The organism is Pseudomonas sp. RHF3.3-3, assembly GCF_048069595.1.
Lineage (GTDB): Bacteria > Pseudomonadota > Gammaproteobacteria > Pseudomonadales > Pseudomonadaceae > Aquipseudomonas > Aquipseudomonas fuscovaginae_B.
This window is the reverse complement of the sequence record NZ_CP182250.1, coordinates 4,098,172-4,111,051: the sequence shown is the minus strand read 5'-3', so window position 1 is coordinate 4,111,051 and position 12,880 is coordinate 4,098,172. Positions and strand designations below refer to the sequence as shown.

At 65.0% G+C, this 12,880-nt stretch carries 12 protein-coding genes; 7 read left to right on the top strand and 5 right to left on the bottom strand.

The window, feature by feature from the left end; all coding sequences use genetic code 11:
- Positions 1 to 29 precede the first annotated feature (29 nt).
- From ACMGT0_RS18200 to ACMGT0_RS18180, 5 genes are all read left to right on the top strand, one after another.
- Positions 30 to 1,676, top strand: a complete 1,647-nt coding sequence (locus tag ACMGT0_RS18200) for an AMP-binding protein (protein ID WP_416769152.1) — start codon at positions 30 to 32, stop codon at positions 1,674 to 1,676.
- Positions 1,677 to 1,796: 120 nt separating this feature from the next.
- Positions 1,797 to 2,564 carry an SDR family NAD(P)-dependent oxidoreductase gene (locus ACMGT0_RS18195; protein ID WP_054060816.1) on the top strand — a complete coding sequence of 256 codons (768 nt, stop codon included), beginning with the start codon at positions 1,797 to 1,799 and terminating at the stop codon, positions 2,562 to 2,564.
- 11 nt (positions 2,565 to 2,575) lie between these two features.
- On the top strand, positions 2,576 to 3,763 hold the full coding sequence (locus ACMGT0_RS18190; protein ID WP_054064364.1) for an acetyl-CoA C-acyltransferase: 1,188 nt from the start codon (positions 2,576 to 2,578) through the stop codon (positions 3,761 to 3,763).
- A gap of 9 nt (positions 3,764 to 3,772) precedes the next feature.
- Positions 3,773 to 4,900 carry an acyl-CoA dehydrogenase gene (locus ACMGT0_RS18185; protein WP_054064363.1) on the top strand — a complete coding sequence of 376 codons (1,128 nt, stop codon included), beginning with the start codon at positions 3,773 to 3,775 and terminating at the stop codon, positions 4,898 to 4,900.
- Between the two features lie 15 nt (positions 4,901 to 4,915).
- A complete protein-coding gene (locus tag ACMGT0_RS18180) occupies positions 4,916 to 5,689 on the top strand; it encodes an enoyl-CoA hydratase (protein WP_054061219.1) in 774 nt (257 codons plus the stop codon).
- 133 nt (positions 5,690 to 5,822) lie between these two features.
- Here the strand turns inward: ACMGT0_RS18180 and ACMGT0_RS18175 are convergent, their stop codons facing one another.
- Both ACMGT0_RS18175 and ACMGT0_RS18170 read right to left on the bottom strand, forming a co-directional pair.
- Entirely contained in the window at positions 5,823 to 6,974 is a 1,152-nt protein-coding gene (locus tag ACMGT0_RS18175) for an acyl-CoA dehydrogenase family protein (protein WP_054064361.1), read from the bottom strand.
- A gap of 4 nt (positions 6,975 to 6,978) precedes the next feature.
- On the bottom strand, positions 6,979 to 8,085 hold the full coding sequence (locus ACMGT0_RS18170) for an enoyl-CoA hydratase/isomerase family protein (RefSeq protein ID WP_054061217.1): 1,107 nt from the start codon (positions 8,083 to 8,085) through the stop codon (positions 6,979 to 6,981).
- Positions 8,086 to 8,360: 275 nt separating this feature from the next.
- Between ACMGT0_RS18170 and ACMGT0_RS18165 the strand changes: the two genes are divergently transcribed.
- Complete coding sequence (locus ACMGT0_RS18165; protein WP_026145275.1) at positions 8,361 to 8,711, top strand: hypothetical protein; 351 nt, start codon at positions 8,361 to 8,363, stop codon at positions 8,709 to 8,711.
- A gap of 109 nt (positions 8,712 to 8,820) precedes the next feature.
- On the opposite strand, the gene ACMGT0_RS18160 is transcribed toward ACMGT0_RS18165, so the two are convergent.
- The 3 genes from ACMGT0_RS18160 to ACMGT0_RS18150 are packed head-to-tail and all read right to left on the bottom strand — an operon-like array spanning position 8,821 to position 11,501.
- Positions 8,821 to 9,447 carry a TetR/AcrR family transcriptional regulator gene (locus tag ACMGT0_RS18160; RefSeq protein WP_054061221.1) on the bottom strand — a complete coding sequence of 209 codons (627 nt, stop codon included), beginning with the start codon at positions 9,445 to 9,447 and terminating at the stop codon, positions 8,821 to 8,823.
- Positions 9,448 to 9,453: 6 nt separating this feature from the next.
- Positions 9,454 to 10,308, bottom strand: a complete 855-nt coding sequence (locus ACMGT0_RS18155; RefSeq protein WP_054061216.1) for a 3-hydroxybutyryl-CoA dehydrogenase — start codon at positions 10,306 to 10,308, stop codon at positions 9,454 to 9,456.
- An 11-nt stretch (positions 10,309 to 10,319) separates the two neighbouring features.
- A complete protein-coding gene (locus tag ACMGT0_RS18150) occupies positions 10,320 to 11,501 on the bottom strand; it encodes an acetyl-CoA C-acyltransferase family protein (RefSeq protein ID WP_054064358.1) in 1,182 nt (393 codons plus the stop codon).
- Between the two features lie 357 nt (positions 11,502 to 11,858).
- On the opposite strand from ACMGT0_RS18150, the gene ACMGT0_RS18145 reads away from it, so the two are divergent.
- Positions 11,859 to 12,869, top strand: a complete 1,011-nt coding sequence (locus ACMGT0_RS18145; RefSeq protein ID WP_416769148.1) for an AraC family transcriptional regulator — start codon at positions 11,859 to 11,861, stop codon at positions 12,867 to 12,869.
- Positions 12,870 to 12,880: the final 11 nt, after the last annotated feature.

Here is a 12,880-nt window from a genome sequence, read left to right as displayed (position 1 = left end):
TCTAATAACAAGACCGGGAGATTGCTGGGATGCGTGACTATCTGACTGCCACCGAGACTTTCAATTATCAGCACGTGGCTGAAACGAGCCTGAAAGGCACCCTGACGGCGCTCAATGCCTGCGTCGAATGTTGTGACCGGTATGCCTTGCCGGGGCGGATCGCCCTGTTCTGGGAGGGCCGCGATGGCAGCAGTGCCACCTATACTTTCACGCAGTTGCAGGAGCAGGCCGGGCGTTTCGCCAATTTCCTGCTGGCCCAGGGCGTGGGGCGCGGCGACAAGGTTGCCGGGCTGTTGCCGCGCAATGTCGAGCTCTTGGTGACGCTGTTCGCCACCTGGCGCATCGGTGCGGTGTACCAGCCGCTGTTCACCGCGTTCGGGCCCAAGGCCATCGAGCATCGCCTGAACAGTTCGGCAGCCAAGGTGGTGGTCACCGATGCGGCCAACCGCAGCAAGCTCGATGAAGTCGCCGACTGCCCAACGATCGTCACGGTCGCCGGTGCCAAGGGGCAGGGCATCGTTCGTGGCGACTTCAGCTTCTGGGCCGAGGTGGACAATTACCCGGCGGCTTGCGAGCCGCTGATGCTCAGTGGCGAAGATCCGTTCCTGCTGATGTTCACCTCGGGTACCACCGGCCCCGCCAAGCCGCTGGAAGTGCCGCTCAAGGCGATCATCGCCTTTCAGAGCTACACCCGCGACGCGGTCGACCTGCGCCCCGAGGATGCCTTCTGGAACGTCGCCGACCCGGGCTGGGCCTACGGTCTCTACTTCGGCATCACCGGGCCGCTGGGCCTGGGCCACCCGATCACCTTCTACGATGGCCCGTTCACCGTGGACAGCACCTGCCGGGTGATCGAGAAATATGGCATCACCAACCTGACCGGTTCACCGACCGCCTACCGCCTGCTGATCGCCGCCGGCGAGGCGTTTTCCAGCCGGATCAGGGGGCGCCTGCGCGCCGTCAGCAGCGCCGGTGAGCCCCTGAACCCGGAGGTGATCCGCTGGTTCGCGGAAAATCTCGACGTCACTATTCTCGATCATTACGGGCAGACCGAGCTGGGCATGGTCCTGTGCAACCACCACGGCCTGCAGCATCCGGTGCACGTCGGCTCGGCGGGTTTCGCTTCGCCCGGTCATCGCATCGTGGTGCTCGACGACGATCATCGGGAACTGGGTGTCGGCCAGCCGGGGATTCTCGCCCTGGATCGTTCCCAGTCGCCGATGTGCTGGTTCAACGGCTACAAGGGCTTCGAGACCAAGGCGTTCGTCGGCCCGTACTACCTCAGTGGTGACACGGTGGAGCTGAACGCCGACGGCAGCATCAGTTTCGTTGGCCGCAGTGACGATGTGATCACCACCTCCGGCTATCGGGTGGGGCCGTTCGATGTGGAAAGCGCCCTGGTCGAACACCCGGCGGTGGTGGAGGCGGCGGTGGTCGGCAAGCCTGACCCCGAGCGCACCGAACTGGTGAAGGCGTTCGTGGTGCTCAATGCCCAGTACCGCGCCGAGCCGCAACTGGCCGAGGAGCTGCGCCTGCATGTGCGCAAGCGCCTCGCGGCTCATGCCTACCCACGGGAAATCGAATTCGTCGACGAGTTGCCCAAGACCCCCAGCGGCAAGCTGCAGCGTTTCATCCTGCGTAACCAGGAGATCGCCAAGGCCCAGGCCGGGGCCTGACACGACCCTGTAGGAGCCGGGCTTGCCCGCGAATAGGCCCTCAGGCTGAAAAAGCTTCGCGGACAAGCCCGCTCCTACCGAGATCCATCCAGAATTGAAATACCAACGAAGGACAGTGCAATGAACATACAAGACAAGGCTTTCCTGGTCAGCGGCGGTGCCTCCGGCCTTGGCGCGGCAACCGCCGAGATGCTGGTGGCGGCTGGCGCCCGGGTGATGCTGGTGGACCTCAACGCCGAGGCCGTCGCCGCCCAGGCGCAGAAACTCGGTGCCAACGCCCGCAGCGTGGTCGCCGACATTACCCGGGAAGACCAGGCAAAGGCTGCCGTCGAGGCAGCGCTCAGCGCCTTCGGCGGCCTGCACGGGCTGGTCAACTGCGCCGGCATCGTGCGCGGCGAGAAGATCCTCGGCAAGAACGGACCGCACCTGCTGGAGAGCTTCAGCCAGGTGATCAACGTCAACCTGATCGGCAGTTTCAACCTGTTGCGCCTGGCCGCCGCGGCCATGGCCGAGAGCGAGGCGGATGCCGGTGGCGAGCGTGGGGTGATCATCAACACGGCGTCGGTCGCCGCCTATGACGGTCAGATCGGCCAGGCCGCCTACGCCGCCTCCAAGGGCGCGATCGTCAGCCTGACCCTGCCGGCCGCCCGCGAACTGGCACGCTTCGGTATCCGCGTGATGACCATCGCCCCCGGCATTTTCGAAACCCCGATGATGGCCGGCATGACCCCGGAAGTCCGCGACTCGCTGGCGGCCGGCGTGCCGTTCCCGCCGCGGCTGGGCAAACCGTCTGAATACGCCGCACTGGTTCGGCACATCATTGAAAACAGCATGCTCAACGGCGAAACGATCCGTCTCGACGGCGCCTTGCGCATGGCTGCCAAATAGGAGAAATAACCATGACTATCCAGGATCCCGTGGTCATCGTCAGCGCCGTGCGCACCCCCATGGGCGGCTTCCAGGGCGACCTCAAGAGCCTGACCGCACCGCAACTGGGCGCCGCCTCGATCCGTGCCGCGGTCGAGCGCGCCGGGGTGGCGGCGGATGCCGTCGACGAGGTGCTGTTCGGCTGTGTGCTCCCGGCCGGTCTCGGCCAGGCTCCCGCCCGTCAGGCGGCGTTGGGCGCCGGGCTGGACAAGGGCACCCGTTGCACCACCCTGAACAAGATGTGCGGCTCCGGCATGGAAGCGACCATCCTGGCCCATGACCGGCTGCTGGCCGGCAGTGCCGAAGTGGTGGTGGCCGGCGGCATGGAAAGCATGTCCAACGCTCCGTACCTGCTGGACCGCGCCCGCGCGGGCTATCGCATGGGCCATGGCCAGGTGCTTGACCACATGTTCCTCGATGGCCTCGAAGACGCCTATGACAAGGGCCGGCTGATGGGCACCTTTGCCGAGGACTGCGCCGAGACCAACGGCTTCAGCCGCGAAACCCAGGATGCTTTCGCCGTCGCCTCCCTGACCCGTGCGCAACAGGCCATCCGCGAAGGCCGCTTCAGGGACGAGATCGTGCCGCTGCAGGTGACGGTCGGCAAGGAGCAACGGCTGATCAGCGATGACGAGCAACCGCCGAAGGCCAGGCTGGACAAGATCGCCTCGCTGAAACCGGCGTTCCGCCAGGACGGTACGGTCACTGCGGCCAACTCCAGCTCGATTTCCGATGGTGCGGCGGCGCTGGTGCTGATGCGCCGCTCCGAAGCCGAAAAACGCGGCTTGAAACCGCTGGCGGTGATCCACGGGCATGCGGCATTCGCCGACACCCCGAGCCTGTACCCGGTGGCGCCGGTGGGCGCGATCCACAAGCTGTTGAAAAAGACCGGCTGGACCCTGGACCAGGTCGACCGTTTCGAGATCAACGAGGCCTTCGCCGTGGTCACCCTGGTAACCATGGACAAGCTGCAGATCCCCCATGAGAAGGTCAACGTCAATGGCGGCGCCTGTGCCCTGGGACACCCCATCGGTGCGTCCGGTGCGCGGATCCTGGTGACGCTGCTGTCGGCACTGCGTCAGCAGAACCTCAAGCGCGGTATCGCGGCGATCTGCATCGGCGGTGGCGAGGCCACGGCGATGGCGATCGAGTGCCTGTAAGGAGTCCCCATGCTACCGAACCAAGAGCAACAACAGATCAGCGATGCCGCCCGGGACTTTGCCCAGGAACGGCTCAAACCGTTCGCCGCCGAGTGGGACCGTGAGCACCGTTTTCCCCGGGAAGCCATCGGCGAAATGGCCGAACTGGGCTTCTTCGGCATGCTGGTGCCGGAGCAGTGGGGCGGTTGCGATACCGGTTACCTGGCCTACGCCATGGCCCTGGAAGAGATCGCTGCCGGTGACGGCGCCTGTTCGACCATCATGAGCGTGCACAACTCGGTGGGCTGCGTGCCGATCCTCAACTTCGGCAACGACGAGCAGAAGGCTCGTTTCCTGCCGGCCCTGGCCGGTGGGCAGATGCTCGGTGCCTTCGCCCTGACCGAACCCCAGGCCGGCTCCGACGCCAGTGGCCTGAAGACCCGCGCCCGGCTGGAGGGCGACCACTACGTGCTCAACGGCTGCAAGCAGTTCATCACCTCCGGGCAGAATGCCGGGGTGGTGATCGTCTTTGCCGTGACCGACCCGAGTGCCGGCAAGCGCGGTATCAGCGCGTTCATCGTGCCCACCGATGCGCCGGGTTACAAGGTCGCGCGGGTCGAGGACAAGCTCGGCCAGCATGCCTCCGATACCTGCCAGATCCTCTTCGAGGGGGTGAAGGTCCCCGTCGCCAACCGCCTGGGCGAGGAGGGCGAGGGCTATCGTATTGCCCTGGCGAACCTGGAGGGCGGTCGGGTCGGGATTGCCGCGCAATCGGTGGGCATGGCCCGGGCGGCGTTCGAGGCGGCCCGCGACTATGCCCGTGAGCGGCAGAGTTTCGGCAAGGCGCTGATCGAGCACCAGGCCGTGGCGTTCCGCCTGGCGGACATGGCGACCCAGATCGCCGTGGCGCGGCAGATGGTGCACTACGCCGCCGCCCTGCGCGACAGCGGCAAGCCGGCGCTGGTGGAGGCCTCCATGGCCAAGCTGTTCGCTTCGGAAATGGCCGAGAAGGTCTGTTCCTCGGCGTTGCAAACCCTCGGCGGCTATGGCTATCTGAACGACTTCCCGCTGGAGCGGATCTACCGCGACGTGCGGGTCTGCCAGATCTATGAAGGTACCAGCGACATTCAGCGCATGGTCATTTCGCGCAACCTGTGAGCAAGGACATTAACGATGAACTACGAAACCATTCTGCTGGACATCAAGGGCCGCGTCGGCCTGATCACCCTGAACCGCCCACAGGCGCTCAATGCCCTGAACGCACAGATCGTCAGTGAGTTGAACCAGGCGCTGGACCGCCTGGAGGCCGACCCGGAGATCGGTTGCGTCGTGCTGACCGGGTCGAAGAAGGCCTTTGCCGCGGGCGCCGATATCAAGGAAATGGCCGAGCTGACCTATCCGAAAATCTACCTCGACGACCTGTTCAGCGACAGCGATCGGGTGGCGAACCGGCGCAAGCCGATCATCGCCGCGGTGGCCGGTTTTGCCCTGGGCGGCGGCTGTGAGCTGGCGCTGATGTGCGACTTCATCCTGGCTGCCGACAACGCCAAGTTCGGCCAGCCGGAGATCAACCTCGGCGTGCTGCCGGGCATGGGTGGCACCCAGCGTCTGACCCGTGCGGTGGGCAAGGCCAAGGCCATGGACCTGTGCCTGACCGGGCGTTTCATCGATGCGGTGGAGGCCGAGCGTTGCGGCCTGGTGGCGCGGATCGTGCCGGTCGATGAGTTGCTGGACGAAGCACTGAAGGTGGCGGCCGTGATCGCCGGCAAGTCGATTCCGATCAGCATGATGATCAAGGAGAGCGTCAACCGGGCGTTCGAGGTCAGCCTGTCCGAGGGGGTGCGTTTCGAGCGTCGGGTGTTCCATGCGGCGTTTGCCACCGAGGACCAGAAAGAGGGCATGGCGGCGTTCGTGGCCAAGCGCGAGGCGCAGTTCAAGGATCGCTGAGCCTGGCCCAATCTTGTGAGGGCCGGACAGTGTAGGAGCCGGGCTTGCCCGCGAAGCTCCTGGCGTCCTCAAGGGCGCCTTCGCGGGCACGCCCGGCTCCTACAAGGCTGGGCTTGCGGCACAGGTGCCGGCGTTATACCAGGTAGTGCTTGAGCTCCCGCGCAATCAGCATCCGCTGAATTTCGCTCGACCCTTCGTAGATCTGCGTGATCCGCGCATCCCGGTAGTAACGCTCCACCGGATAATCTTCCAGGTACCCATACCCACCATGGATCTGCATCGCCGAGGAGCAGACCTTCTCGGCCATTTCCGAGGCGAACAGCTTGGCCTGTGACGCCTCCGACAGGCACGGCTTGCCCGCACTGCGCAGGCGTGCGGCGTGGAGGATCAGCAGTCGCGTGGCGTTGATCCGGGTGTGCATGTCGGCCAGCAGGTTGGCGATGCTCTGGTGCTCGATGATCGGCTTGTCGAACTGCACACGCTCGCGGGCATAACGCAGGGCCGCTTCGAAGGCGGCGCGGGCGATACCCAGCGCCTGGGCGGCGATACCGATCCGCCCGCCTTCAAGATTCGACAGGGCGATCGCCAGGCCCTTGCCACGCTCACCCAGCAGGTTGGCCTCGGGTACCGTGCACTGGTTCAGGGTGACGGCGCAGGTGTCGGAGGCGCGGATGCCCATCTTGTGTTCGGTCCGGTCGACGATGAAACCTGGCGTATCGGTCGGCACCAGGAAGGCCGAGAGGCCTTTCTTGCCCAACTCCGGGTCGGTCACGGCAAAGACGATCGCCAGGTTGGCACGCTTGCCATTGCTGACGAACTGCTTGGCGCCGTTGATCACCCACTGGCCGTCCTTGAGTTCGGCACGGGTGCGCAGGTTGTGCGCCTCGGAGCCGGCCTGCGGCTCGGTCAGGCAGAAACAGCCGATGGCTTGGCCGGTGGCCAGCTTCTGCAGCCAGGTTTCCTTCTGCGCCTGGGAACCGTAGTTGAGGATCGGGCCGCAGCCAACCGAGTTGTGAATGCTCATCAGCGCGCCGGTGGCACCATCGCCGGCGGAAATCTCTTCGACGGCCAGGGCATAGGCGACGTAGTCGACGTAGGTGCCGCCCCATTCCTCGGGAACCACCATGCCCAGCAGGCCCAGCTCGCCCATCTTGCGGACCAGGCCGTCGTCGATCCAGCCGGCCTTTTCCCAGGCCTGGGCATGGGGCACGATTTCGCCATGGGCGAAATCCCGGGCCATGTCGCGGATCATCACTTGTTCTTCGCTCAGTTCGATATCGTGCATGGCTTCAGTTTTCGCTTGTGTCGAGGCCTTGGAAAAAACGTGCGACCCGCTCGGGTTGCAGCGCGTGCAAGGTGGGTGGATTCCAGCGGGGCGTTCTGTCCTTGTCGATCAACAGGGCGCGCACACCCTCCATCAGGTCGCCGTGCTCGAACCACTGGCGGTCCAGGTGCAACTCCATGGCGAAGCACGCTTCCAGGCTCAGGTGACGGCCCCGGCGCAACATCTCCAGGGTCACGGACATGGCCAGAGGCGAGCGGGTTTCCAGCAGGCTGACGACGTCCCGGGCCCACTCATGGCTGTCGGCGACGGTCACTGCACGCATCTGTTCGATGATGCTGGGCACGTCGGGCAGGGCGAAGAAGTGGTCGATGGCCGGGCGCAGCTTGTCCAGCGGTGCATCCGGCAGGGTCTGTACGGCCAGCTTGGCCAGCAGGCTCTGCAGGTCCTTGAGCGGGGTGTCGTGCCATTCCAGCTGGTCGAGGCGCTGGTCCAGCAGGGCCAGCCTGTCGCTGTGCAGGTACCAGTCGGCCAGGCCGCAGTAGAGCGCGTCGGCGGCGCGAATCTGCTCGCCGCTGACGCCCAGGTACAGGCCGATCTCGCCGGGAATGCGGGGCAGGAAGTAGCTGCCACCGACATCCGGGAAGTAGCCGATGCCGACTTCCGGCATCCCCAGCCGACTGCGCTCGGTGACGACCCGCAGATCGGCGCCTTGCACCAGGCCCATGCCGCCGCCGAGGACAAAACCGTCCATCAGCGCCAGCACCGGTTTGCGGTAGTGATGAATGCAGAGGTCGAGAGCGTATTCCTCGACGAAGAACTCTTCGTGCAACCGGCTGCCGCTCTTGTAGCTTTCGTACAGCGAACGGATGTCGCCGCCGGCGCAGAAGGCGCGATCGCCGGCGCCGCGCAGGGTCACGGCGTGGATCTGCGGGTCTTCGGCCCAGGCATCGAGCTGACGTTGCAGCAGGCGGATCATGTCCAGGGTCAGGGCATTGAGGCCGGCGGGGCGGTTGAGGGTAAGGTGACCGATGTGGTTGCGCACCTGCGCCAGGACATCGGCCGAGGTGTCGTCAAAATCCGTCGCAGCGGAGGATGAAACCCGAGCAGTCATTACTAACTCCCTGCTTTTATTGTCTTTTTAGGTGCGTTCGCAAGCGAACGATGGTTGATCGTATCAGTGCAAATTTGCCGTGTACAACCGAGATAAGTGCAGGTCTTGTCTGCATTTTTGCCTATGTGGGCAGTCCTCTGGACAGTCTGGCTCAAGGTGCCGGGGTTGCAAGCCGGATCCGCGCTGTCCGCATGGCTGGCAGGCTGTGCGAATCCGGTTCGTATTGCGTGGACTCAGTGCTAAAGTCGCTTCTTTTTTTCGAGCAGGGAACGGTCATGCGGATGTTAATCGGGGCGGTGGCGGCAGTGGCATTGGCGGGGTGCATGGGCCCCGGCATGAATCAGACCCGCAGCACCGGGCCGACCAAGAGTTTCACCTCGACCAAGGCCGACAATGTCGTCGCCCAGTGCATCCAGTTCTCCTGGCAGGACGAAAAGGTCTTCGATGTCGACGCCGCAGCCTATCTGCAACCGGGCTACAAGGGGGGCTCGACGGTCTACACCCGTGGTTCCGAATACTTCGTCGATGTCCGCCGCGAGGCCGAGGGTACCGTGGTCGACTACTACGCCACCGTGACCAAACCGATCGGTGCCAGAAGGCTGGCGGCTGTCGCGACCTGTCTCTGAGGGGGGAGCCGGGCTCAGTTGCAGGCCTGGGTATGCAGCACGTCTGATTTTCAGCCGGAAGAAATCAAGCAGCAACCGCGATTAGGTCACCCGTTGCTTCAGGTGATTTTCACCGAGAGGCACTGGCCAGGGCGCCTTTCACCGCGCCCAAGGCAATTCCGTGCATCAGCAGTCGATGGCCCTGTGGCTCCAGGCCGGCATCGTCGGTCCAGGCCGGCAGGTTGTTCAGCAGACAGAGGAAGGTACGCACGGTGGTGCGGGCCAGGGACTCGTCAGGGGAGAGGCCCAGGGGCGTGAGCAACTTGACCAGGTGGCTTTCGTAGCGGCGGCGCAATTCCAGCACGGCCGCCTGCTGCGAGTCGTCCAGGCAGTGGAATTCATGCTCCGCGACGCGGAAGAAATCGGCCTTGTCGCGGTGCAGGTCCAGGTGCGCGGTTATCAGTGCGTCCAGGCGCTTTTCTGCCGAGCGCGAGGCCCGCGCCGAAGGCGCGGCGACAATTTCGAGCAGGTCCAGATGCAGGCTCTCGATCAGCTCGAACAGCAGCGCCTGCTTGCTCTCGATATGGTTGTAGATCGAGCCCGGCTGGATGCCCAGGTGCGCGGCCAGTTCCCGCAGGCCAACCTGGGCGAACCCGCGCCGGGCAAACAGCGCCACGGCTTTGGTGCGGGTTTCCAGATGGCGTGAAGGTTTCTGTTCCGGCGCCTGCGATGCAATGGCAAGAGCTGCCCGGGCCATGGCCAATCAGCCTTCGTACGTGTAGAAGCCACGCCCGCTCTTGCGACCCAGGTAACCGGCCGCCACCATTTCCCTGAGCAACTGCGCCGGCCGGTACTTCGGTTCGTCGAAGCCCGAGTGCAGGCTCTCCATGATCGCCAGCAGGGTATCCAGGCCAATCAGGTCGGCCAGGGCCAGCGGGCCGATCGGCTGGTTGCAGCCCAGTTGCATGCCGGCGTCGATGTCTTCGGCGCTGGCCAGGTCTTCCTGGAGGACGAAGATGGCTTCGTTGATCATCGGGCAGAGGATGCGGTTGACCACGAAGCCAGGGCGGTTGCGGGCGGTCACGGCGGTCTTGCCGATCTGCGTGGCCAGGGCCAGGGCGCTGGCGTGGGTGGCGTCGCTGGTCTGCAGGCCGCGAATGACTTCCAGCAGACCCATCACCGGGACCGGGTTGAAGAAGTGCAGGCCGATGAAGCGTGCCGGCTGGCTGATGGCTGCCGCCAGTTCGGTGATCGACAGCGACGAGGTGTTGGTGGCGATGATGCACTCGGCGCCGACCACTTCGGCGACCTGCTTGAGAATGCGTTTTTTCAGTTCGAGGTTTTCCGTGGCGGCCTCGATCACCAGCTCGGCTCCGGCCAGCACCGCGTAGTCGGTACTCAGGCTGATGCGGCCGAGGGCGGCCTGCTTGTCCTCGGCACTGATCACGGCCTTGCGCACCTGGCGGTCGAGGTTGCCGCTGAGGGTCGCCAGCCCTTTGTCCAGGGCAGCCTGGGACACATCGATCAGGCTGACCTGCAGGCCCGCCACCGCGCAGACCTGCGCGATGCCGTTGCCCATGATGCCGGCGCCGATCACGGCGATACGTTGGATAGTCATGAAGATCGTCCTTAAACCCGTTCGAAGATGACGGCGATGCCTTGTCCACCGCCGATGCACATGGTGGCCAGGCCATAGCGTCCGCCGGTGCGATGCAGCTCGTGGATCAGCTTGGTGGCGATGATGGTACCGGTCGCCCCGACCGGATGGCCGAGGGAGATGCCCGAGCCGTTGGGGTTGACCTTCGCCGGGTCGAGGCCCAGTTCCTGGCTGACCGCGCAGGCCTGGGCGGCGAAGGCGACGTTGGACTCGATCACGTCGAGGTCGGCGATGCTCAGACCGGCGCGCTTGAGTGCCAGGCGGGTGGCCGGGATCGGGCCGAGGCCCATCAGTTCCGGTTCGACCCCGGCATGGGCGTAGGCCACCAGTCGGGCCAGGGGCTTGAGACCGTTGGCCTGCACCGCCGAGGCGCTGGCCATCAGTACGGCGGCCGCGCCGTCGTTGAGGCCCGAGGCGTTGCCGGCAGTGACCGTGCCGTCCTTCTTGAAGGCGGTGCGCATCTGCGCCAACTGTTCCAGCGAGGTGCTGCGCGGGTGCTCGTCGACGCTGAACAGCTCGGTACCCTTGCGGCTGCGCACTTCCACCGGGGCGATCTGCCCCTCGAAGCGGCCTTCGTCGATGGCGCGGCGGGCCCGCACCTGTTCTTCCAGGGCCAGGTCGTCCTGCATCTGGCGGGTGATGCCATTGCGCTCGGCGATGTTCTCGGCGGTGATGCCCATGTGGATGCCGTGGAACGGATCGTGGAGGATGCCGAGCATGTAGTCGATGGCCTGCACGTTGCCCATGCGCGCACCCCAGCGGGCGGCCGGCAGCAGGTACGGGCCGCGACTCATGGATTCGGCACCGGCGCCGATGGCCACTTCGGCGTCGCCGAGCAGCAGGGTCTGGGCGGCCGAGACGATCGACTGCAGGCCCGAGCCGCACAGGCGGTTGACGTTATAGGCCGGGGTTTCCTTGGGAATGCCGGCGTTCATCGCGGCAACGCGGGACAGGTAGGCATCCAGGGTATCGGTGGGGATGACGTTGCCCATCACCACATGGCCGACCAGCGCCGGGTCCACATCGCTGCGCTGCAGCGCGGCCTTGACGGCAGTGGTGGCCAGATCGCTCAGGGGCACATCCTTCAGGGCGCCGCCGAAGGTGCCGATGGCTGTCCGGACGGCGCTGACGATATACACTTCGGGCTTTGACATGGGGCACTCCTGTTGGGTTGTCGTGGGCGCTTCGCTGTTGCTGTTGTTGGGGGAGCCGGTGGGGAAGCTTAGGCTGTGTACGAAATTGTTTGAAACGCAGGTTAGGCAAGGCGAAAACCGGCGAGGAACGCCCGGGGTCGCGCCCGACTTGACTGGTTGTCAATGAGCATTCCGAGCCGGTTTTTAACGTCGCATAACCAAGTTTCAAGCGATTTCGTACATAGCCTAGCCCGTCTCGGGCGCCCTATCTGAAGCAGGACCTATCTGGTCGCCCAGTCTAGGACCGCACATCGGTTCGGCCTATGCCGAAACCGCTCAGTAAATCTGTTCTTTTTTGCCATACGCAGCCTGGGATTCATGAAAGAAAAACATTCGGTGTCGTCGTACTTCGTCAAGGCCCTGCTGACGCGCTTTCTCGACAACCCGCAACGGGTCGCCGAGTTGCTGCAGGGTGCCGGTTTCAGCGAGCGCTCGGTGGAGGAACTGGGCGAGCGGGTGGCTCCCCGGCAATTGGCCCAGTTGTGGTTGGCGGTGATCCGCGAGCTGGGCGATGAGTTCTTCGGCTTCGACTCCCACGGCATGCCCGTCGGCAGCTTTGCCCTGATCTGCCGCGGCCTGATCCAGGCACCGACGGTAGGCAAGGCACTGGGCCTGTCGCTGGAGTATTTCGCGCTGTTCCTGCGCGACATCCAGGCCCAGGTGCTGGCGCGCGGCAAGCGGGTCGCCGTGGTGATGACCACGGATGCCCGCGACCCGTACCTGCAGGCGGTGGTTACCGAAACCTTCCTGATCCTGATCGTCGGCCTGATGTGCTGGCTGGCCGGCCGGCGGATTCCCATCAGTCGGGCACGCTTCGCCTATGCCCGGCCACCCCATGGCGACGAGCACCTGCTGTGGGGCGCCTATGTCGAGTTCGACGCGGCGGTCACCGAAATCGAGTTCGAGCGCGAGTACCTGCGTCTGCCGGTGCTGGCCGACCGCAAGTCGCTCTATGGGTTCCTGCGCGATGCGCCGCAGTCGGTGTTCATCCGGTTTCGCAATCGCGAGGGCTTCAGTGCCCGGGTGCACCAGCGCCTGCGTTCGTGCGGCTACGATCATTGGCCGACCCTGGAGCAACTGGCCGACGAATTCGGCATTCACCTGGCCAGCCTGCGCCGGGCCTTGCAGCGTGAGGGGTTTTCCTACCAGGAGATCAAGGACGAAGTCCGTCGCGCCATCGCCTTCGAGCGCCTGCGCAGCACCCGCACGAGCATTGCCGAGATCGCCCTGGAAGTCGGCTTTCGCGAGCCGAGTGCGTTCCACCGGGCCTTCAAGCAATGGACGGGGGAGAGTCCGGGGAGCTTTCGTCTGCGCGGGCAGAAGGCGTAACGTAGGCGCCT